This window comes from Paenibacillus piscarius (assembly GCF_022234545.1).
Classification (GTDB): domain Bacteria; phylum Bacillota; class Bacilli; order Paenibacillales; family Paenibacillaceae; genus Paenibacillus_AQ; species Paenibacillus_AQ piscarius.
In genome coordinates this window covers 161,386-183,049 of the sequence record NZ_JAIEUI010000004.1, presented here as the reverse complement: position 1 = coordinate 183,049, position 21,664 = coordinate 161,386, and the positions used below count along the sequence as shown (strand labels likewise).

Here is a 21,664-nt window from a genome sequence, read left to right as displayed (position 1 = left end):
TGCTAGGTTTGCCCTCTCTCTTTCCTGGACATACTGGGAGTATAAGAGATTCAGAGAGGGGCTGCAGAGGATGGAGAATCATAAGCCGGATCAGGGGGATTCCCTGCGGATTACTTTTAAGTATACTGCCATTTTAATTTGTTTTTTTATGATTCTGATGATGGCCTGGGAAGGGCAAAAGAGCGATGCCGCCGTAGCAGAGGTATCAATTCCGCAGGATTCGATCCGTTTGCGCATTCTGGCGAATTCGGATAGTACCGGAGATCAGCTGGTCAAGCGCCAGATCCGCGACCGGGTGGTGGAGCAGATCAACCAGTGGGTCGCCGGGCTGGAGGACCCGCAGAGCCTGGAGCAGGCCCGTACCCTGATCCGTAATCATCTGCCGGAGCTGACAGAGCTGGTGGGCAGAGAGCTGGAGCAGCGGGGGATTAACTACAGCTACCATGTAGAGCTGGGGACCGTACCTTTTCCGACCAAAATGTATGGAGGCCGCGTCTACCCTGCCGGGGAATACGAAGCTGTGCGGATTACGCTGGGGGCCGGCAAGGGGCAAAACTGGTGGTGTGTGCTGTTCCCGCCGCTGTGCTTCATTGATGCAGGAAGCGGCGATGCGGCGGCTGCCGCACCGGCTGCTTCCAAAGAAGCAGCTAAAGTCTCGGCCAAGGCTTCAGGGGACGGGGCGAAGGTGAAAGCGGCCGATGGAGCCGCCGGGAAGGCGAATTCCGGTATATCGGATTCGACTAACAAGGGAGGAAATTCAGATTCTGATGCAGAAACACCCAAGGTGAAATTCTTCGTCTGGGAGCTGCTGCAAAGTCTATGGAGCTGGATCTGCGGGCTGTTTGCCTGAAGGCCCATGACACTGTGGTTCATTGTGGTCTGCGTGAAGGATGATTCTACAGTTTTGGCCCTGGATATGGTACGATGAAGAATGATGGCAGAACTTGAGGTGATTGGCGGCCCCACCTGGTGGGGCCGTTTTTTGGATAGATAAGAATTTATATGTTTTGGGGTCCCCGCAAAGTACCTGAGTCACCACCTACGCCAAAGCTTCACTTTGTGGGGTTATTTAGCTTTGCTGCCGGCGGCGTGAGGCGTGCGCCCTGCGGTCTTAATCTCATAGGAAAGCTAGTGATGAATCATGACAAAAGAGAAGCATACTCCATTTGCGGCCCAGCGCCGCAGCGGTCATATAGAATCGACTCTGTGCTGGAGCCTGGCCTCTGGCAGTAAGGCAGGTATGGACGACGGGGGAGCAGCTGATTCAGGGGCGCTTCGCGCAAGCGACCTTGAAAAGATTGAAGAAGCGGCTGCTCTGCTGCGCAGCGGGGAGACGGTCGCCTTCCCGACAGAGACGGTGTACGGGCTGGGCGCAGATGCGCGTAATACCGCTGCTGTTGAAGCGGTCTTCGCCGCCAAGGGCCGGCCCTCCGATAATCCGCTGATCGTGCATATCGCCCGGCGCAGCGACCTGGAGGGCCTGGTCACGGAGGTACACCCAGTCGCCTTGGCGCTGATCGATGCGTTCTGGCCGGGCCCGCTGACGCTGGTGCTGCCGGTGCGCCCCGGCGTCCTCTCGCCGCTGGTGACGGCGGGGTTGGATACGGTCGGGGTGCGGATGCCTGACCATCCGGTGGCGCTGGCGCTGCTGCGCGCGGCGGATTGCCCGGTGGCGGCGCCCAGCGCCAACCGCTCCGGGCGGCCGAGTCCTACGCTGGCCGCCCATGTGCTGGAGGACCTCGCCGGATATATCGGCGGGGTCCTCGATGGTGGCGCAGCCGGGGTCGGCCTGGAGTCGACCGTGGTGCAGGTGCAGCCGGACGGGACGGTGCTGGTGCTCCGTCCCGGCGGCATCACCGCCGAGCAGCTCGCGGCGGTGACCGGCACGGCCGCCGGAGCGTCCGGCGGCAACGTGCCAGTACCGCCGGGCGCTGCTGCCGGCGGTACTGGCGTGTCCGCCGCTGCTGCGCAGGCGGCGGAGGTGAGCCCGGCGCCGCGCGCGCCGGGCATGAAGTACACGCACTATGCTCCGCGCGGGGCGCTCAGCATAGTACGCGGCTCCTCCGCGCAGTGCGTGGCGGAGACCGCCGCAGGGCTGCTGCAGGCGGCGCAGCGGGGCGGCGCGGTGACGGGCCTGCTCCTCTTCGAGGAGCATCGGGCCCTGTATCCGGCCGACCCGGCCGCCTGCGTGGTGTCGCTCGGCCCGCTCGCCTCGCCGGAGGAGGCTGCCCGCTTCTTGTATGCCGCCTTGCGGCGTTTCGATGAAGCGGGAGCCACGTACATCCTGGCCGAGGCTTGCCCGGTCACGGGCCTCGGCGCCGCCATTATGAACCGGCTGATGAAGGCCGCCGGGGATACGGTCATCGACACAGACTGATTCCCGAGCCAACGAAGTGTACAAATACACCTGATTTCGCGCAAACGCCGATTTTCTAGTCAACGAAGTGTGCAAATACACCTGATTTCGCACAAACGCCGATTCCCGAGCCAGCGACGAAGTGTACAAATACACTTTTTTTCTTAATTCCTCATATATCCCTACCTTCCGCAGCCCGCCCTCCCATCCACCTGACAGGCATGAATGCCATCTTGTCCGCATATCGTGATTGTACAAGACTTATGGACCTGAGGTGGGGGTATATTCATGGGCTTAGGCGGGATATATGAAGGCTGGGGCCAGATTGTGACCGTAACCATCATGGCGGTTGCGCTGGGGATGGATGCGTTCTCGCTCGGAGTGGGCATCGGGATGAGGGGCATCCGTCTGCTCCATGTGCTGCAGCTCAGCTTGATGATTGCTTTTTTTCATGTGCTGATGCCGCTCCTGGGCTTGTTCACCGGCAGCTATGTCGGCCATTTGCTGGGACAGGTCACCACGTTTGCCGCCGGGGGCCTGCTTGTGCTGCTGGGCGGACATATGGTATTCAATTCCTTCCGCGAGGACGACGGCGCCAGCCGGCAGATGGATCACCGGACCGGATGGGGGATGCTGCTGATTGCCCTAAGTGTAAGTGTGGACTCCTTCTCCGTGGGGGTCTCGCTGGGGATGTTTGTCAGCAATATCATTCTGACCGTGCTCGCTTTCGGTGCCTGCGGCGGCGTCATGGCCATTACCGGTCTGCTGCTGGGCAGACGGGTGAGCCGCGGTCTAGGGGATTACGGGGAAGCGCTGGGCGGGGCGATTCTGCTGGCGTTTGGCTTGCTGTTCATCTTCTGATACAATAACGGCAATAACCGAAATTATATTGTTCACCGGAGGTGGAAAGTATGCTGCATATTTTATTCGTCTGCACAGGAAATACCTGCCGCAGTCCCATGGCGGAGGGGCTTCTGCGGAAGCTTGCGAAGGAGCGGGGGGTGGATGTGGAGGTGCGTTCTGCCGGAGTATCTGCCATCCCCGGTACATCCATATCCAGACATGCCGCCGCTATTCTTCAGGATGAAGGGATTCATGACGCAATTCATTCCTCTCAATTGTCCGCAGAGGCCGTTGCCTGGGCGGATCTGATTCTTACCTTGACAGGAGCGCACAAGCGCCACTTGCTCCAGGTGTTTCCTGATGCAGTGGCCAAGACTCATACCTTGAAGGAATATGTGCAGACCCAAGAGTCTGTAGCTGCTGATATCCGCGAGCTGGATAGCCTGTATGCTGAGGCGGAGATGAACTTGGCGCTGGGCACAGAGCCGGCGGCAGCTGATTTGCAGCGGATCATCGAGATCCGCCAGCGTATCCCGAGCTTTGATATCAGCGACCCGTTCGGCGGCTCGCGCGAGGATTACGAGCTGGCGGCGGCGGAGATCCGCTCAGCGCTATACAGCCTGCTGGATAAGCTGGAATCGCTGCGGATGCTGTGAAGGTGGTTGATTTTTCGCGGTATATCCCTTAAGATGTAATAAATATGATCCGGTTCCGGTGTAACTGGCGACAAGTGTGGATGAAACCACGATGGAGCACCTGGAATTAACGGCCGGTCGCCTGGGCAAAAGAGCACATCCGCAGTTTATCTGCGGACTGCTCTTTTTTGTTTAAATGTTGCGTCTCCACTGGAATCAGGGCACAATTAAGGCTTGAAGGGGGCGGTAAGATGGAGAATAAGCTGAAGCAGGAGCGTGCGCCGGGTGCGCAGGCATCAGCGCCGCAGAATACGGACGGCGGTGAGCAGGCTTTGGCTGCATCCGCTGCTGCGGTAACGCGTGAACTTGCCGTAGCAGGCAAGTTGGGTCCCGGCAGAATCCTTGTCGTCGGAGCCAGCACCAGTGAAGTCGCGGGCAAACGGATCGGCACCGGCGGTGCGCTGGAGGTTGCGCGGCAGCTGCTGGAGGGAATCACCGGGGTTGCTGCCGAGTTTGGGTTTCATACCGTCTACCAATGCTGCGAGCACCTGAACCGTGCGCTGGTAATGGAACGGGAGCTGCTTGAGCGGCTTGGTCTCAAGGAAGTATCGGCTGTGCCCATCCCGGGAGCCGGAGGCTCAATGGCTGCAGCGGCCTACCAGTCGATGGCCGACCCTGTACTGGCGGAGTCCATTGAGGCCCATGCCGGTATAGATATCGGAGAGACGCTGATCGGTATGCATCTGCGGCGGGTTGCCGTACCTTACCGGCCCGGCCTGCGGTATATCGGGGCGGCGCGGGTGAATACCGCATGGAGCAGACCGCCGCTGATCGGCGGAGAGCGGGCCGTGTACCGCACGCCGGAGACAAGCGGTTCGGGGAATTGTGATTAGCTTTTATCTGACGGTTTTGCTTAAACACCACATAAACTAGAGGAACAGGGAGGAAGTTAGAATCATGGAACAATTGCGTAAAAGTGACCCGGCAGTACTGGAAGCGATGGGACTCGAACTGAGCCGCCAGCGCGCGAACATTGAACTTATTGCTTCAGAGAATATTGTAAGTGAAGCTGTTATGGAAGCTATGGGCTCCGTACTGACGAACAAGTACGCCGAAGGATATCCGGGCAAGCGTTATTACGGCGGATGCGAAGATGTGGATATTGTGGAGAATCTGGCCCGTGACCGTGCCAAGCAGCTGTTCGGCGCTGAACATGCCAACGTGCAGCCGCATTCCGGCGCACAGGCTAACATGGCTGTATATCTTGCGGCTCTCAAACCCGGAGACACTGTCCTCGGCATGAACCTGGCGCATGGCGGCCACTTGACCCACGGCAGCCCGGTCAATGCCTCCGGTATTCTGTACAACTTTGTGGCGTATGGCGTACAAGAGGATTCCTTCCTGATTGATTATGATGAAGTGCGCAAGGCAGCGTTCAAGCATCGTCCCAAAATGGTCGTCGCCGGTGCAAGCGCGTATCCGCGCACCATTGATTTTGCCGCCCTTGCTTCCATTGCGAATGATGTAGGTGCGCTGTTCATGGTTGATATGGCCCATATTGCCGGTCTGGTGGCTGCCGGAATTCATCCGAACCCGGTTCCTCATGCCCACTTCGTGACGACAACTACGCATAAGACGCTGCGCGGTCCGCGCGGAGGACTGATTCTCTGCAGACAGCCTTGGGCTGCTGCCATTGATAAAGCCGTGTTCCCAGGCTCCCAAGGCGGACCTCTGATGCATGTCATTGCCTCCAAAGCAGTGGCCCTGGGTGAGGCACTGCAGCCTTCCTTCAAGACCTACGCCGAAAATGTGGTTAAGAATGCCAAGGTTCTGGCTGAGACGCTGATTGGTGAAGGTGTGAACATCGTGTCTGGCGGTACTGATAATCACCTGATGCTGATTGACACCCGTAATCTGAACATCACCGGTAAGGATGCGGAGAAGGTGCTGGATTCGATCGGAATTACAGTGAACAAGAATGCGATTCCGTTTGACCCGACCAGCCCGTTTGTTACCAGCGGTATCCGTATCGGCACACCGGCCGTTACTTCACGCGGCATGGACGAGCAGGCGATGGTTGTGATCGGCCGTATTATTGCAGCGGTTCTGAAGAATCCGAAGGATGAAGCTGCGCTGGCCCAGGCGGCGAAGGAAGTGGCGAAGCTGACTGAACAATATCCGATCTATCCCGAACTGAAGTATTAATCTTTAGCAGTATGTGGGCCTTTGCGTGTCCGGTTCCGGCCGGAGGTGCGCAAAGGCCTTTTGCTCGTTATAGGCACACCCCTCCGGTGCAGCATTGCCCCTGTGACATAATGTTCACAAATCGCCGCCAAGAAAACGCTATGAATAATACTGAAATAATCATGAAAGTTCATGGAATTTTCAATAAAAATGGTGAAAGAACTGTGAAAAGTATGTTTTGCGCTAAAATGCACAAACTATGCTTTGGTTTATATCCAGCCGGGAGTACATTTTACCTTAAGCTTCCATTGGCTGGTAATGCCCGGAGGCTTTAGCGGTTAGGGAGTTTTGCCCAAGTGTAGGTGAAAAGCGTCCTCTGTGATGATATAATAGACGAGATTTAGCCACCTGGAAGCAAAGCGCTTACGCTGGCTATAAATAAGACTTGAGATTACCGGAGGGACAACATGGGAAAATTGGTGATTTGCGATCATCCATTGATTCAGCACAAATTGACATTCATTCGCGATGTGCGGACCAATACGAAAGAGTTCAGGGAGCATGTCGATGAAGTAGCTACACTTATGGCTTACGAAATTACGCGCGATATTCCGCTGGAGACCATTACGGTGCAGACACCGGTGGCTGAAACACAGAGCAAGGTGATCTCGGGAAGAATGCTCGGGCTGATTCCGATTCTGCGCGCCGGTCTCGGGATGCTGGAGGGTGTGCTTAAGCTGCTGCCTGCGGCGAAGGTGGGGCATGTCGGCCTGTTCCGCGATCCGGACACCCTGCAGCCGGTAGAATACTACATCAAGCTTCCTACCGATGTGCAGGAGCGTGAGCTGATCGTGATCGATCCGATGCTGGCGACCGGCGGCTCGGCGATTGCAGCGATTACCTCGCTTAAGAACCGCGGATGCACGCAGATCAAGATGATGAACCTGATTGCTGCTCCGGAAGGTGTTGCTGCGGTACAGGCTGCTCATCCTGATGTAGATATCTACGTGGCTGCGCTTGATGATCATCTGAACGATCATGGTTACATTGTTCCAGGGCTTGGGGATGCCGGGGACAGACTGTACGGAACCAAGTAACGAAGGCTGGTACTATTATAGAACGTATAGAATGAACACAATAAGCTGTTCTCAGAAGAGAGGGTAGGGCTGATGTCCAAAATTAAAGTAATGACGATTTTTGGTGTGCGACCCGAGGCAATTAAGATGGCGCCGCTGGTTCTGGAGCTGGGAAGACATCCTGAGCATATCGAGTCCGTGGTATGTGTGACTGCGCAGCACCGCGAGCTGCTGGATCAGGTGCTTGAGGTGTTCAAGATCACTCCGGACTATGATCTGGATGTGATGAAGGACCGCCAGACGCTGAATGAGATCAGCATCCGGGTGCTCGAAGGGCTGGAGCCTGTGCTCCGCGAGGCGAAGCCGGATCTGGTGCTTGTGCACGGGGATACGCTGACTACCTTCCTGGCCAGCTATGCGTCTTTTCTGCAGCAAATTCAGGTTGGGCATGTGGAAGCAGGACTTCGGACCTGGAATAAGCTGTCGCCTTATCCCGAGGAAATGAACCGCCAATTGACAGGTGTACTGGCGGATCTTCATTTTGCCCCGACCGGCTGGTCAGCCGGCAACCTGAGACATGAGAACAAAAAAGAATCAAGTATATATATCACAGGCAATACCGTAACCGATGTGTTTCAATATACCGTACAGCCGGATTACCGGCATCCTGTATTGGATTTTGCTTCAGGAAAAAGACTTATTCTGATGACGGCGCACCGCAGAGAATCCCAAGGCGAACCGCACCGTCATATTTTCCGTGCTGTCAAAAGAATCGCTGATGAATTTGAAGATGTGGCCATTGTCTATCCTGTGCATCCGAGTCCTGCAGTGAAGGAACCGGCGCATGAGATCCTTGGCGGACACCCTAGAATCAAGCTGATTGATCCACTCGATGTCGTTGACCTGCATAATTTCTATCCGCATACCCACCTGATTCTGACCGATTCGGGCGGCCTGCAGGAGGAAGCTCCTTCCTTCGGAGTTCCTGTGCTGGTGCTGCGCGATACAACCGAGCGTCCCGAAGGGATTGAGGCCGGAACGCTGGAGCTGGTGGGCACGGACGAGGAGAAGGTGTATCAACGGACACATGCTCTGCTGACCGATCAGAACCTGTATCAGTCGATGAGCCGGGCCGCCAACCCGTACGGAGACGGTAAAGCCTCCCAGAGAATTGTCAATGCGATTCTGCACCATTTCGGGATTGTTAGTGAACGTCCCGAAGAATTTCACACAATGTTCACAAATGAGGACAACTAATATACTAATTTGAATGAAAGCAGCATACAGTGAAACTGTACGGTTTATATGGTTTTGTAATGTTTTGCTGTGATTATTTTCATACTTTCACACGCTTTTGGGCAATTTTCTGTGAATTGACAAAGAGTCTGGATATTCAGTAAAATTAGTTGGGATTGTAGCCTATGAAGGAACAAAAGAAGGAGCCGGGACTGGGGCGGATCGCTTTAGTTCTTGCGAGTGCAGGCAGTTTGCTTGCCGCTTACATTGTAATAGGTTTTTTCGTGGCCCGGTGGCTGCGGAAGCTGATGGACGGCCCTCCTGTCTGGCTGGCTCTCGGCACAATTGCCGGTATGGTACTCGGGGTTGTGAATGTTGCTATGCTTATCAAAAAATATCTGGGGGAGCAAAATGGATAATATGACTCCTCTCATCAACATCGTCACCAGGATTACCCTGATTATTATGGCAGGCCTGGTCATGGGATGGTCTCTTCATCATGAGACCCGGGCAGTGACACTTGGCATGACGCTGGGCATGCTGGCGGGACTGGTGAACTTCCGTTACCTTGCTATCAAGGTGCGGCGGGTTACGCAGGCAGTCGTGGATAAGCAGCGCCGGTCGTTCAGTCTCGGTTTTGCTACCCGGATCAGCTTCGGAATTCTGGTCACCATGTTCTCGGTCAAGTATGAGCATTTCTCGCTGGAGGCAACGATCACCGGCCTGTTCATCCCCCAGCTTCTAGCTATTCCTGTGGGGATATATTTAGGAATCAAGAATAAGCTGTAGCCATATTAACGAGAAAGGGGGATGATACTATGCACGAAATGCCTTTAATCTATGTCGGCGGAATACCGATTGACCTGTCTGCGGTGCTGATGCTGCTCATCAGCTCGGTGATTGTGTTCGTTCTGGTCATGCTGTCCGTCCGCAACCTGTCGGTGGAGAATCCGTCCAAGCTCCAGAATTTCATGGAGTGGGTGGTCGAATTTGTCCAGGGACTGATCAGCAGCGCCATGGATCTGAAGAAGGGAAAGCCCTACATATCACTGGGATTGACGCTGATACTGTTTATCTTCGTCTCCAATCTCCTTGGTCTGCCGTTTGCCTTCATTACTGAAGCCCATGAGCCGGTGTACATTTTTGGACATGTTATCGAAGCAACCAAAGACCTGGCAAACGGGGCACATGCAGAGATTCTGTGGTACAAATCGCCGACTGCAGATATCAACGTAACCGCAGGGCTTGCAATCGTCGTATTCTTCCTGATGAACTATCTGGGCATCAAGCTGAACGGCAAGCATTATTTCAAGCATTATATTGAGCCGTTTCCGATTTTCCTGCCGCTGAACATCATTGAGAACCTGGCGAAGCCGGTGGCGCTTGCCATCCGTCTGTTCGCCAACATTTTCGCCGGCGAGGTCCTGATTACCGTAATTCTGAAGCTGGGACTGTTAAGTATACCGTTCCTGGCCGTCTGGCAAGGGTTCAGTATCTTTGTCGGGGCGCTTCAGGCCTTTATCTTTACGATTCTGACGATGGTCTACATCGCGCAGATGACGATCCACGAGGAAGAAGCGCATTAATAAGCTGCCGTGAGGACAGCGGCAGATTGCCGAACCGGCTTCGCGGGAGATTTTATATTATTAAACCAATACAAGAACCGTAAATTAAAGGAGGATATTTTCAAATGGAATTTTTGGCAGCAGCAATCGCAGTAGGTCTGGGCGCACTTGGCGCAGGTCTTGGTAACGGTATGATCGTCAGCAAAACAGTGGAATCTATCGCCCGTCAGCCGGAAGCACGTAACGCCCTGCAGACGACAATGTTTATCGGTGTAGGTATCGTCGAAGTTATTCCTTTGGCGGCAACCGTTATCGCATTCCTGATCATGTTTCAATAGACCGTTCTTACGGTTTGGCGGGGAGGGCCAGTGCCATCCGCGCCTTACTTTTGTATATGTCCGCAACCCGCGGTAACGGAAGGGAGTGACCTCAGTGACTATCGTTTGGACAAATATAGTGTTTTCCATTATAGCTTTCGTAATTCTGTATATCCTGCTCAGTAAATTTGCCTTCAGCAAGCTGTTCGGAATTATGGAACAACGGCGCCAAATGGTGCTGCAGCAGATGGATGAAGCAGCCAAGACCAGAGAGCAGGCGGTCGCTTACGTAGAGGAGCAGAAGCAGGCCCTGCAGCAGGCACGCCAGGAGGCGCAGGCTATTATTCAGCAGTCCCAGGCCACCAGCAACAACCAGGTTGACAAGATTCTGGATCAGGCCAAGACAGAAGCTGCCCGTCTCAAGGACGAGGCTGTCCGTGATATCGAGAGCGAGAAGAACAAGGCAGTGGAAGCCCTGCGCAGCGAGCTGGGAACCGCATCAGTCCGCATCGCCTCGAAGCTGCTTGAGAAAGAAGTACAGACAGACGGCGAACAGGAACAGCTCGTGGATCAATACCTCAAAGAGGTAGGAGGCCGGTCATGAGCCGCGATACGGTAGTTGCCAAGCGCTATGCCAAAGCCTTGTACAGTGCAGCAGTAGATGCAGGCACTACGCTTCAAGTGGAAGAGCAGCTTAAGCTGGTAGTTGAAGTGCTGCATGATGATGCAGAGGTCAGAGCGTTCATTCTGGCGCCGCGCATCTCGCAATCCGACAAGCTGAATGTGCTGCGCGGAACGCTGACAGGCAAAGTCTCTGAAGCGGTAATGAACATGGTAGAACTTCTGGTAGAGCGAGGCAGAACTGATATCTTTGCAGAGCTGCTGGCAACTTACGTCAAGATCGAAGGCGATGCGCTGGGCATTGGCGACGCTACGGTGTACTCCGCCTATGCGCTCAGCCAACAGGAACAGGATAGCGTAGCGGCTGAGTTCAGCCAGCTTACAAACCGCAAGATTCGTGTCACCAACGTGGTGGATACAAGCCTGCTCGGGGGACTGAAGGTGGTCATCGGCGATACGCTGTATGACGGAAGTCTGGCCGGCAAGCTTGAGCGTCTTGAGAAATCCTTTAATGATAAGCAAAGAAGATAGGGGTGAGGATATTGGGCATCAGACCTGAAGAGATCAGCACTTTGATCAAAAGTCAAATTGAGCAATATAAAGCCGATATCGAAGTGGCCGAAATTGGCACCGTCATTCAAGTCGGCGACGGTATCGCCCGTGTCTACGGTCTGGAAAACGCTATGGCAGGGGAACTGCTGGAGTTCTCCAACGGTGTAGTGGGCATGGCGCTTAACCTGGAAGAAAGCAACGTCGGTGTCGTTATCCTTGGGGAATACAAGGAAATCCGCGAAGGCGATCAGGTCAAACGTACCGGCCAGATCATGCAGGTTCCGGTCGGCGAAGCCATGCTGGGCCGCGTAGTGAACGCACTGGGCCAGCCGCTTGACGGCAAGGGTCCGATTGCCACTACGGAATTCCGTCCGGTAGAGCATAACGCACCGGGGGTTATCGACCGTAAATCGGTTCATGAGCCGATGCAGACAGGTCTGAAGGCGATTGACGCCATGGTGCCGATCGGCCGCGGACAACGCGAGCTGATTATCGGGGACCGTCAGACCGGTAAAACCGCGATCGCGATTGACGCGATCATCAACCAGAAGGGCAACGGGATGAAATGTATCTATGTTGCTATCGGACAGAAGCAGTCTACCGTTGCACAGGTAGTAGAAACCCTCCGCCGCCACGGCGCGCTGGAATATACGATCGTGGTAACGGCGTCGGCATCCGAGCCTTCTCCGCTCCTTTATATTGCTCCATACGCAGGCTGCGCCATGGGCGAATACTTCATGTACAAGGGCGAGCATGTACTGGTTATCTATGATGACCTGTCCAAGCAGGCATCCGCATACCGCGAATTGTCCCTGCTGCTCCGCCGTCCTCCAGGCCGTGAAGCCTTCCCAGGTGATGTATTCTACCTGCACTCCCGTCTGCTGGAACGTGCGGCGAAGCTCAGTGATGAGCTTGGTGGTGGTTCATTAACCGCCCTGCCATTCATCGAAACACAGGCATCTGACGTATCCGCCTACATTCCTACGAACGTAATCTCGATTACGGACGGACAAATCTTCCTGGAATCCGACCTGTTTAACTCCGGCCAGCGTCCGGCGATTAACGTCGGTATCTCCGTATCCCGTGTAGGGGGCTCCGCCCAGATCAAGGCGATGAAGAAGGTTGCCGGTTCCCTGCGTCTGGATCTGGCGCAATACCGCGAGCTGCAGGCCTTCTCCCAGTTCGGTTCCGATCTGGACAAATCGACGCAGGCCCGTCTGAACCGCGGTGCGCGGATGATGGAAATTCTGAAGCAGGGTGTCAACCAGCCGCTGACCGTTGAGCATCAGGTCGTCAGCCTGTATACCGCTGTTAAGGGATACCTAGACGATATTCCGGTTAAGGATGTTAAGCGTTTCGAGAAGGAATTCCTGGCCTTCATCGACAGCAGCGCTGCCGAAATCCTGAAGTCCATCACGGACACCAAGGATTTGACCGCTGACAACGAGACGGCGCTTAAGGAAGCAATCGAGAAATTCAAAAGAGGCTTTGCTACAAGCTAATATATAGAATGTATCCGGTTATGGTTACGAAGTTAGCTTTGGCTGCGCCAAAGCTCAGCTTATGCTTACGAAGTTAGCTTTGACTCCGTCAAAGCTCTAAGGTGGTGAAATCATGGCAAGAAGCATGCGTGATATTAAACGTCAAATCAAGAGCGTTCAGAACACCAGACAGATCACCAAAGCGATGGAGATGGTCGCAGCCTCCAAGCTGCGCAAGGCGCAGGAGAAGGCGGAAGCTGCCCGTCCGTATTCGGAGAAGCTTAAAGAGGTGGTTGCAAGCATTGCTGCCGGTACGCAGGATCTCCAGCATCCGATGCTGGTCAGCCGCCCTGTCAAAAAAACAGGTTATCTGATCATCACCTCGGACCGCGGTCTTGCCGGCGGCTACAATGCAAACATTCTGCGTAAGGTCACGATGATGATCGCAGAACGGCATAAGTCTAAGGATGAGTACGCGCTGTTTGTCATCGGGCGCAAAGGCCGTGATTTTTTGCGGCGCCGTGAGTACCCGATTGTTGAAGAGATTACCGAGCTGTCCGATACCCCGAAGTTTGCCGACATCAAGTCGATTGCCTACTCAGCGGTGAACCAGTTCGAGACCGGCGTATACGATGAGCTGTACATTTGCTACAACCGGTTCGTTAACGCGATCAGCCAGGTTCCTACCGTAGACAGACTTCTGCCTATGGAAGGCGTAGGAGAAGGTGAGCATCACGGAGCATCTGCTGCGTATGAATATGAGCCATCCCCTGCCGGTGTATTGGAGGTACTGCTTCCCAAGTACGCCGAGACTTTAATCTATGGTGCCCTTCTGAACGGCAAAGCCAGTGAGCTGGGAGCCAAAATGACAGCCATGGGCAGTGCAACGAAGAACGCGTCAAAAATGATCGGAGAACTTAGACTTACGTACAACCGTGCCCGTCAGGCGGCCATTACGCAAGAAATTACCGAGATCGTGGCTGGTGCGAACGCGCAGTCTTAATAGAAATGGGCTAACAGCCCATATGTAACAGCTTTCGAGGAGGGAAATGAAGATGAACAAAGGACGCGTTGTAAGCATTATGGGTCCGGTTGTCGATATTGAATTTGAACGCGGCCAGCTGCCCGAGATTTTCAACGCTATCAAAATTGCCCATAGCCTGGAAGATGGCCGCACGATTGATCTGACGCTTGAAGTTTCCAACCACTTGGGTGACAACCTGGTACGCTGTATCGCGATGTCCTCCACAGATGGACTGGTTCGCGGGATTGATGCGCTTGACCTCGGGAATCCGATTTCGGTTCCGGTCGGTGAAGCGACACTCGGCCGTGTATTTAACGTCTTGGGCAATCCGATTGACAATGGTGCTGAAGTGGTTGCCGAGCGCAATCCGATCCACCGTCTGGCCCCTACGTTTGATGAGCTGTCCACCCAGGCAGAGATTCTGGAGACAGGAATCAAGGTTATTGACCTGCTTGCCCCTTATGCCAAAGGCGGTAAGATCGGCTTGTTCGGCGGTGCCGGTGTAGGGAAGACCGTTACCATTCAGGAGCTGATCAACAATATCGCGCAGGAGCACGGCGGTATTTCGGTATTCGCGGGTGTAGGTGAACGTACCCGTGAAGGGAATGACCTGTACCATGAAATGACGGATTCCGGCGTTATCAAGAAGACAGCGATGGTCTTCGGACAAATGAATGAGCCCCCAGGCGCGCGTCTGCGCGTAGCATTGACCGGTCTGACGATGGCGGAATATTTCCGTGATGTAGAAGGACGCGACACGCTGCTCTTTATCGATAACATCTTCCGCTTCACCCAAGCGGGCTCTGAAGTATCGGCGCTTCTCGGCCGTATGCCTTCTGCGGTAGGTTACCAGCCTACGCTGGCAACTGAAATGGGTCAGCTGCAAGAGCGCATTACCTCCACCAAGAAGGGTTCCGTTACCTCTATCCAGGCGATCTACGTGCCTGCGGATGACTATACAGACCCTGCGCCGGCGACAGCGTTCGCGCACTTGGATGCAACGACTAACCTGGAGCGTAAAATCTCGGAAAAAGGGATTTTCCCTGCGGTTGACCCGCTGGCTTCCAGCTCCCGTATCCTGGCACCGGAAATTGTCGGTGAAGAGCACTACAATGTGGCCCAGGGCGTTAAGCAGCTGCTGCAGCGTTATACTGAGCTTCAGGATATCATTGCCATCCTCGGTATGGATGAGCTGAGTGAAGAGGATAAGGTCATTGTGGCCCGCGCCCGTAAGGTTGAGCGCTTCCTGTCCCAGCCGTTCCACGTGGCTGAGCAGTTCACTGGCTTCAAAGGCAAATACGTGCCGATCAAGGAAACGGTCCGCAGCTTCAAGGAGATCCTGGAAGGCAAGCATGATGATCTGCCGGAAGTAGCGTTCCTGTTCGTAGGCACGATTGAAGAAGCTGTGGAAAAAGCGAAAACGTTGTAACCCTACGCATGTTATGCTCGGGTAGTGGGCTTTATTCTGTAAAGCTTTGAGGAGGAATGGAAGTGAATACCTTTTTGCTCGAAATAGTCACTCCGGAGCATCTGGTCTACTCCAAGCAAGTGAACAGCTTAACGGTACGCGGTGTGAATGGTGAACTGGGGATTCTGCCGGGACATATTCCGCTGGTAACCCCGCTTCAGGTCGCTCCGCTTACCGTTAAGGCGGATGGCGTTACTGTGACCATTGCTGTTCATGGCGGTTTCGTTGAGGTGCACAAAGATAAGGTTACGGTGCTGGCTGAAAGTGCTGAGCTGCCCCGTGATATTGATATTGAGCGCGCTGAGGCGGCTAAGGAGCGGGCTGAGCGCCGTCTCAAGCTGCAGAGCAAGCAGGATGAGATCGACCACCGCCGTGCGGAGCTGGCTCTCCAGCGTGCTGTAACGCGGATCAAAGTATCCACCGGTAAAGGTCAACAGTAGCAGATAAGCGGTCAAGCCCCGGGGCTTGACTGCTTTTTTTGCAAATCGTGATCCAGAAGAAACTGGAAAAGTATGAACAGAACGTAACCAGTTATGTATATAAAGGCCCATTTGTTTAAAAATTCGTAAAAGTACTGGATTCTTTTCCCCTGCACAAGTATGATATAAGAGTCGATTTCCGAGTACCTAACACGGGGGGCTATTATGAACACACGCTTATCCGCTGATTTGTCGGGTGTGATCGGCACCAGCAGTTTAATTTCGATGGTTGTGTCTCTGGTTTGCGTGGCATTATCATGGTGGGCGCTTCAGAACCTTAAGCTGGATTTGGTCATAAGATATCCCAAGAGCCCTCAGGGCAGACTTCTGCACCTTCTGCTTGCGATTGTCCTCGGCCACTTCGTTGCGGGCTTCTTCCTGGACTACCTGGGCTGGAGCGGACTGATCGGCCGGATGTTTTAATGGCAGCGCGTTTGGTTATATCTCTCATAGGCTGATGCAGTGAAAAAAATGTCGAATAATAAGATTTTATTATGTCAACACTGAGTTTAAGCAAGGATCTGCACCTAAGATGCAATGACGGAATATTCAATATCTTAACAGACGAATTTTAACCTCAAAATCAAATTCAGAAATCATGGACGCGGAGGGAAACCGAAATGAGTAAATTTATCGTCCGCGGTGGCAACAGATTGACCGGGAGCGTGAAAGTTAGCGGCGCAAAAAATTCCGTACTACCGATCATAGCCGCCTCTCTATTGGCCGAAGAAGGAGTCAGCGTCATTGTAGACGCACCTCCGTTAGACGATGTAATCACGATTAGCAAGGTATTGGAATCTCTGGGTGCAGGTATTACATACCAGAACGATGTGATTGAAGTGGATGCAAGACAGATTACTTCCTGTGAAGCTCCTTACGAGTGGGTGCGCAAAATGCGCGCGTCCTTCCTGGTAATGGGGCCGCTGTTGTCCCGTATGGGGCATACACGTATTTCTTTGCCTGGTGGCTGTGCTATTGGTACGCGGCCGATTGACCAGCATTTGAAGGGTTTTGAAGCGCTGGGTGCCGAGATCAGTCTGGGCCAGGGCTACATTGATGCGAAAATTAACGGAAGACTGCGCGGGGCCAAGATCTATCTGGATGTGGCGAGCGTAGGGGCTACCGAGAATATAATGATGGCTGCAGCGCTTGCCGAAGGCACTACAGTGATTGAGAATGCGGCCAGAGAGCCGGAAATTGTGGATCTTGCCAACTATCTGAACGGTATGGGCGGCATTGTGCGCGGCGCCGGCACCGGAGTGATCCGGATCGAAGGCGTCGAGCGTTTGCATGGGGTCAGGCACCATGTCATTCCCGACCGGATCGAGGCTGGAACGTATATGGCTGCGGCTGCCATCACAGGCGGCGACGTGTACGTGGAAGGTGCAATTGCCGACCATCTGGGTCCGGTGATTGCCAAGATGGAGGAGATGGGCGTGACGATCATCCCGGATGAGAACGGCGTCCGCGTCATCAGCGACAAGCCGCTTAAGGCGGTTGACCTCAAAACGCTGCCTTATCCCGGATTCCCGACGGATATGCAGTCCCAGATGATGGCCCTGCTGCTCCGCTCGGAAGGAACGAGTGTAGTAACGGAGACGGTCTTCGAGAACCGCTTCATGCATGTGGATGAATTCCACAACATGAACGCAGAGATCAAGATTGAAGGCCGTTCAGCGATTGTAACCGGCAATGCGAGCCTGGTGGGCGCCAAGGTATGCGCTACGGATCTGCGTGCAGGTGCAGCACTTATTCTGGCGGGGCTTGTGGCTGAAGGCACAACCGAGGTCAGCGGGACCCATCATATTGACCGTGGTTATGTGAATCTGGCAGAGAAGCTGTCCGGACTCGGTGCGGATATCTGGCGGATCTCCATGGATGAAGCGGCAGCTCCGGCTGTTGTGAAGGAAGAGTCTGCCAAGGCCGAACCGGCCCGCAGTGAAGCGTTCAAGGCGGAAGAAGCCAGACCGCGTTTTCAGATTCAGCCGTCTTGGGTATAATAGCAAATCTTACATTGAAGGGACCAGCCGCTTAGCGGCTGGTCCTTTTTTGATCGAAGCTAAAGCCCCGCTGTGTGCGGTACTGCGTAACTCTCTTTCTCTCAAAATCACGTTCTAGCAGGGTACGGAGATTCATATCTATAAGAATCACCAGTGCTTACGGAAGGAGCCATAGAGATGAAAGAGTTCAGATTGCTGCGCCGCATCCTGAAGCGTCCGCGCAGCGTAGCGCGTGCGCGGCGCGGCGCACCCCCCTTGCTGCGGCTGGCCCCCGCCGCATGGCTGGCAGCGCCCCTGCTGGCGGCGCTGCTGCTGCCGCTGGCTGTGGTCCCGCAGCGCGGGAGCGGACCCCAGCCAGCGGCCCCGGCCGTGCCGCAGGCCACGGCCGTACCTGATTCGCCGCCTGCTGCTGCGGCGGCGGATGGAACGGCTGCGGCGGAAGCGCCGCAGCCGGAGGTGACCGTCTATCTGTCGCGGAGCGGACAGATCGAGACCCTGCCGCTGGAGGAATACGTCAGCGGCGTGCTGGCGGCCGAGATGCCGGCGGAATTTGAGCTGGAAGCGCTCAAAGCGCAGGCCGTCGCGGCCCGCACGTTCATTGCCCGCCGCCTGCTGGCCGGCGACCACAGCGGGGTCCCCGTTCCGGAGGCTGATGTGAGCGATACGGTAAGCCATCAGGCTTACGTCTCGAAGGCAACGCTGGAACGGGATTGGACGTCCGCCAGTAAGCGTGCCGGGCTGGCGAAGATCCGCCGCGCGGTCCTGGAGACGCGCGGAATTATTATGACCTATCAAGGACAGCCGATTACGGCTTCCTTCTTCGCCTCCAGCGGCGGATATACCGAGAACTCCGAGGAGTACTGGAACGCCGCAGTGCCTTACCTGCGTAGTGTCGCCAGTCCCTGGGAGCTGGAGATTACCCCGAATCTGGCCGCTACGTATACCTTCAGCATTGCCGAGCTGCGCCGGAAGCTGGGCCTTACAGCCGGTGAGCTTCCGGCGGCGGCCCGTCTGTCTGCCTCCGGCAAGCTCCGGCAGGCGGCGCCCCTCCCGTCTGCCGGACTGCCGGCGGAGGTGCTCTCGCTGACAGCGGGGCACCGGATCAAAGAGATCTCTATCGGCGGCACTGTGTTTACAGGACGTGAGGTAAGAGAGAAGCTGGGCCTGCGTTCAAGCCAGTTCACCTGGAAGCGCCAGGGGGGCAAGGTGGTCATCACCACCTACGGCAACGGCCACGGTGTCGGCATGAGCCAGTGGGGGGCGAACGGCATGGCGAAAGAGGGCAGGACCGCGACCCAGATTCTCAAACACTATTACAGCGGAATTACTTTCAGCAAAGTCTCAACTCTTCTTCAAAAATAATCTGCAAGATACGTATAAAAGCGAATCGCCCGGTAACACTGGTTACTGAGGTGATAAACATATGAATGAACAAGACAAAATTAAACCAACCCATGATGAATCTCTCAAAAACAAGCAGGGAGATTCAGGCGCCAAGCCTTCTTCATGGAACAGAATGTTATCAAAGCGCTGGGTCTTCCCGGCAGTCTACACGGCGGCAGCGGCAATTATACTAACCTTGGTGTGGGTCTATCAGGATGCCGGCCAGAAGCCGCTGAATCCGGACAACGCCGCGGTAGTATCGCAGGAAGGCGCCAAGGGGAATGTAACCGGGACAGACAGCAGTGATCCGGAGGCAATGGAAGTCGTGGCATCAGCAGAAACGCTGGCCTGGCCGGTAGCCAGCCCGGGTGAAGTGGAAGTCGTCAAACCGTTCTACGATGAGAATGGCACCGAAGAGAATCATATTGCGGCGATGGTAGAGTATAATAACACCTTTGTGACCAATACGGGGATCGATATTGCCCGTGAGGACAACAAGCCGTTCGATGTTAAGGCTGCGCTTAGCGGTGAAGTGACCCGGGTGGAGGATGTCGCTGTACTTGGCAAGGTGATCGAGGTAACCTCTCCGGGGAACCGCAAGACCGTCTACCAGAGTCTGGGTGACACCAAGGTGAAGCAGGGCGATGAAGTGAAGCAGGGCGATACGCTGGCCACGGCAGGACAGAACGAGATGGAGAAGGGGCTTGGCAACCATGTGCACTTTGAAGTGCATGAGGATGGCAAGATCATGAATCCGACCGATCTGCTTCCGCAGCGCTAAGACAGATCATCAAGCAGGGGGCATATGGCCCCCTGCTTTTTTTTAATTCTTCTTAAAATGGATGGTCAGGCAGGTTCTATTCTCTAACCGGGGCTGTGAAAAACCGCGCATCAGGTTGTCCGACAAATAAAATGAGCTGTCCGGGGCTTGTCAGGTCCTGAAAGCGCGAATATATAGGCCCGCCCCTCATATAATGTACCAAACTATTCACAGTTGGGAGGCGGGAACGTGCACGATTACATCAAGGAACGTACCATTAAAATCGGACGCTGCATCGTGGAAACCAGGCACACGGTCCGGACCATAGCCAAGGAATTTGGCGTTTCAAAAAGCACGGTGCACAAAGATTTGACCGAACGGCTGCCGGAAATCAATCCGGATCTGGCTGATCAGGTGAAGCACATTCTCGAATATCACAAGTCCATCCGTCATCTTCGGGGGGGAGAAGCCACAAAAATAAAATATAAGAAAACCACCGGCAAAAAGCGTGAAGTCGCGGTAGCTGCAAAGCCATAAGATTTTCAGAATTCCGTATCATTATTCAGGTTTAGTCCATTGTGCACACCCCCTAAAGTATGGTATTTTTAAATTTGGTACAATCTTCTTTTCTCATTTAAAATAACACTTTGGGGGCTCTTTCATTATGCTTAGCAAGGATATCGGAATCGATCTCGGCACAGCCAATGTGCTCATTCATGTCAAGGGAAGGGGAGTCGTTCTGGATGAACCTTCCGTAGTCACACTTGAAAGTGATACGAAGAAGGTCCTTGCGGTTGGTGAACAGGCTCGCCGGATGGTAGGGCGCACGCCCGGAAATATAACGACGATCCGTCCGCTGCGCGACGGCGTGATTGCCGATTTTGCCATTACCGAGATGATGCTCAAGTACTTCATTGACAGTGTGGGCGGCCGTTCCTGGTATGCACGGCCCCGTATATTAATCTGTGCGCCCACGAATATTACATCTGTGGAACAGAAGTCCATCCGGGAAGCCGCCGAGCGCAGCGGAGCCAAAGAGGTATTCATGGAAGAAGAGCCGAAGGCTGCGGCCATCGGCGCAGGGATGGACATTTATCAGCCCAGCGGGAATATGGTCGTCGATATTGGCGGCGGAACGACGGATGTAGCCGTATTGTCTATGGGCGACGTCGTTACCGCCTCCTCCATCAAAATTGCGGGGGACAAGTTCGATGATGCCATTTTAAAATATATTAAACAGAAATATAAGCTGCTGATCGGTGAACGCACGGCTGAGGACATTAAGGTTACCATCGGTTCGGTCCGTCCTGAAGGCATGAAGGCAGACATGGATATCCGCGGGCGGGATATGGTCACCGGACTTCCCCGGACCCTGTCCATCTCCTCCGGCGAGGTGAAGGAAGCGCTGTGGGACCCGGTCTCCTCCATCGTGGCTGCAGCCAAGTCGGTGCTGGAGCGCACACCGCCCGAGCTGTCGGCGGACATCATTGACCGCGGGGTAGTGCTGACCGGCGGAGGCGCCCTGCTTAACGGACTGGATGAGCTGCTCTCCGAACAGCTGCATGTGCCGGTCTGGGTGGCCGAAGATCCGATGCACTGCGTCGTCAAAGGCACGGGGATTATGCTTGACCATCTGGACAAGGTGGTTAAGAAAAAGTTCTAGCCTGCCGATATAAGGGGTAAC

The 21,664-nt window shown here is 54.7% G+C and carries 24 protein-coding genes and 1 riboswitch; all 24 genes read left to right on the top strand.

From position 1 onward, the window contains the following. Positions 1-70 precede the first annotated feature (70 nt). The 24 genes from spoIIR to mreB all read left to right on the top strand — a co-directional run bounded on the left by spoIIR (position 71) and on the right by mreB (position 21,643). Positions 71-850 (top strand): stage II sporulation protein R, encoded by a 780-nt coding sequence (gene spoIIR / locus K1558_RS09120; protein WP_238651196.1) that lies wholly within the window; start codon positions 71-73, stop codon positions 848-850. Positions 851-1,240: 390 nt separating this feature from the next. Continuing rightward, entirely contained in the window at positions 1,241-2,377 is a 1,137-nt protein-coding gene (locus K1558_RS09115) for an L-threonylcarbamoyladenylate synthase (protein WP_238651194.1), read from the top strand. A 267-nt stretch (positions 2,378-2,644) separates the two neighbouring features. Continuing rightward, a complete protein-coding gene (locus K1558_RS09110; protein ID WP_238651193.1) occupies positions 2,645-3,217 on the top strand; it encodes a manganese efflux pump MntP in 573 nt (190 codons plus the stop codon). A 50-nt stretch (positions 3,218-3,267) separates the two neighbouring features. After that, positions 3,268-3,855, top strand: a complete 588-nt coding sequence (locus tag K1558_RS09105) for a low molecular weight protein arginine phosphatase (protein WP_238651192.1) — start codon at positions 3,268-3,270, stop codon at positions 3,853-3,855. A 50-nt stretch (positions 3,856-3,905) separates the two neighbouring features. Then, positions 3,906-3,989, top strand: a riboswitch (ZMP/ZTP riboswitch). 96 nt (positions 3,990-4,085) lie between these two features. Then, positions 4,086-4,727 carry a TIGR01440 family protein gene (locus tag K1558_RS09100; protein ID WP_238651191.1) on the top strand — a complete coding sequence of 214 codons (642 nt, stop codon included), beginning with the start codon at positions 4,086-4,088 and terminating at the stop codon, positions 4,725-4,727. Between the two features lie 61 nt (positions 4,728-4,788). Next, positions 4,789-6,039, top strand: a complete 1,251-nt coding sequence (locus tag K1558_RS09095; protein ID WP_338019683.1) for a serine hydroxymethyltransferase — start codon at positions 4,789-4,791, stop codon at positions 6,037-6,039. Positions 6,040-6,485: 446 nt separating this feature from the next. Beyond that, positions 6,486-7,115 (top strand): uracil phosphoribosyltransferase, encoded by a 630-nt coding sequence (gene upp, locus K1558_RS09090; protein ID WP_036699222.1) that lies wholly within the window; start codon positions 6,486-6,488, stop codon positions 7,113-7,115. A 72-nt stretch (positions 7,116-7,187) separates the two neighbouring features. Further along, complete coding sequence (wecB, locus tag K1558_RS09085; protein WP_238651189.1) at positions 7,188-8,351, top strand: non-hydrolyzing UDP-N-acetylglucosamine 2-epimerase; 1,164 nt, start codon at positions 7,188-7,190, stop codon at positions 8,349-8,351. 164 nt (positions 8,352-8,515) lie between these two features. Then, positions 8,516-8,749: an AtpZ/AtpI family protein gene (locus tag K1558_RS09080; RefSeq protein ID WP_238651188.1), complete on the top strand. Its 234-nt coding sequence runs from the start codon at positions 8,516-8,518 to the stop codon at positions 8,747-8,749. Continuing rightward, the gene (locus tag K1558_RS09075; RefSeq protein WP_238651187.1) at positions 8,742-9,119 is read left to right on the top strand and encodes an ATP synthase subunit I; all 378 of its coding nucleotides are present in this window, start codon (positions 8,742-8,744) and stop codon (positions 9,117-9,119) included. The genes K1558_RS09080 and K1558_RS09075 overlap by 8 nt, the downstream gene beginning before the upstream one ends. 29 nt (positions 9,120-9,148) lie before the next feature. Further along, positions 9,149-9,916: a F0F1 ATP synthase subunit A gene (atpB, locus tag K1558_RS09070; protein WP_238651186.1), complete on the top strand. Its 768-nt coding sequence runs from the start codon at positions 9,149-9,151 to the stop codon at positions 9,914-9,916. A gap of 104 nt (positions 9,917-10,020) precedes the next feature. Next, on the top strand, positions 10,021-10,233 hold the full coding sequence (gene atpE, locus K1558_RS09065) for a F0F1 ATP synthase subunit C (RefSeq protein ID WP_238651185.1): 213 nt from the start codon (positions 10,021-10,023) through the stop codon (positions 10,231-10,233). A 94-nt stretch (positions 10,234-10,327) separates the two neighbouring features. Continuing rightward, positions 10,328-10,816, top strand: a complete 489-nt coding sequence (gene atpF / locus K1558_RS09060; protein ID WP_238651183.1) for a F0F1 ATP synthase subunit B — start codon at positions 10,328-10,330, stop codon at positions 10,814-10,816. Continuing rightward, positions 10,813-11,364, top strand: coding sequence for a F0F1 ATP synthase subunit delta (locus tag K1558_RS09055; protein ID WP_238651181.1), 552 nt, complete (start codon positions 10,813-10,815; stop codon positions 11,362-11,364). Before atpF ends, K1558_RS09055 begins: the two co-directional genes overlap by 4 nt. Positions 11,365-11,375: 11 nt before the next feature. Further along, positions 11,376-12,887, top strand: a complete 1,512-nt coding sequence (gene atpA, locus K1558_RS09050) for a F0F1 ATP synthase subunit alpha (RefSeq protein WP_238651179.1) — start codon at positions 11,376-11,378, stop codon at positions 12,885-12,887. A 112-nt stretch (positions 12,888-12,999) separates the two neighbouring features. Further along, a complete protein-coding gene (gene atpG / locus K1558_RS09045; RefSeq protein WP_238651178.1) occupies positions 13,000-13,869 on the top strand; it encodes an ATP synthase F1 subunit gamma in 870 nt (289 codons plus the stop codon). 52 nt (positions 13,870-13,921) lie between these two features. Then, positions 13,922-15,319, top strand: a complete 1,398-nt coding sequence (gene atpD / locus K1558_RS09040) for a F0F1 ATP synthase subunit beta (RefSeq protein WP_238651177.1) — start codon at positions 13,922-13,924, stop codon at positions 15,317-15,319. A gap of 62 nt (positions 15,320-15,381) precedes the next feature. Next, positions 15,382-15,798 carry a F0F1 ATP synthase subunit epsilon gene (locus K1558_RS09035; RefSeq protein WP_238651176.1) on the top strand — a complete coding sequence of 139 codons (417 nt, stop codon included), beginning with the start codon at positions 15,382-15,384 and terminating at the stop codon, positions 15,796-15,798. Positions 15,799-16,002: 204 nt separating this feature from the next. Continuing rightward, positions 16,003-16,260, top strand: a complete 258-nt coding sequence (locus K1558_RS09030; RefSeq protein WP_238651175.1) for a DUF1146 family protein — start codon at positions 16,003-16,005, stop codon at positions 16,258-16,260. A 197-nt stretch (positions 16,261-16,457) separates the two neighbouring features. Then, the gene (murA, locus tag K1558_RS09025) at positions 16,458-17,837 is read left to right on the top strand and encodes a UDP-N-acetylglucosamine 1-carboxyvinyltransferase (protein WP_238651174.1); all 1,380 of its coding nucleotides are present in this window, start codon (positions 16,458-16,460) and stop codon (positions 17,835-17,837) included. Between the two features lie 177 nt (positions 17,838-18,014). Then, positions 18,015-19,199 carry a stage II sporulation protein D gene (spoIID, locus tag K1558_RS09020; RefSeq protein ID WP_238651173.1) on the top strand — a complete coding sequence of 395 codons (1,185 nt, stop codon included), beginning with the start codon at positions 18,015-18,017 and terminating at the stop codon, positions 19,197-19,199. A 61-nt stretch (positions 19,200-19,260) separates the two neighbouring features. Further along, a complete protein-coding gene (locus K1558_RS09015; protein ID WP_238651172.1) occupies positions 19,261-20,001 on the top strand; it encodes a M23 family metallopeptidase in 741 nt (246 codons plus the stop codon). A gap of 228 nt (positions 20,002-20,229) precedes the next feature. After that, positions 20,230-20,517 carry a sporulation transcriptional regulator SpoIIID gene (spoIIID, locus tag K1558_RS09010; RefSeq protein ID WP_038597396.1) on the top strand — a complete coding sequence of 96 codons (288 nt, stop codon included), beginning with the start codon at positions 20,230-20,232 and terminating at the stop codon, positions 20,515-20,517. A gap of 127 nt (positions 20,518-20,644) precedes the next feature. Next, complete coding sequence (gene mreB / locus K1558_RS09005; protein WP_238651171.1) at positions 20,645-21,643, top strand: rod shape-determining protein; 999 nt, start codon at positions 20,645-20,647, stop codon at positions 21,641-21,643. Positions 21,644-21,664: the final 21 nt, after the last annotated feature.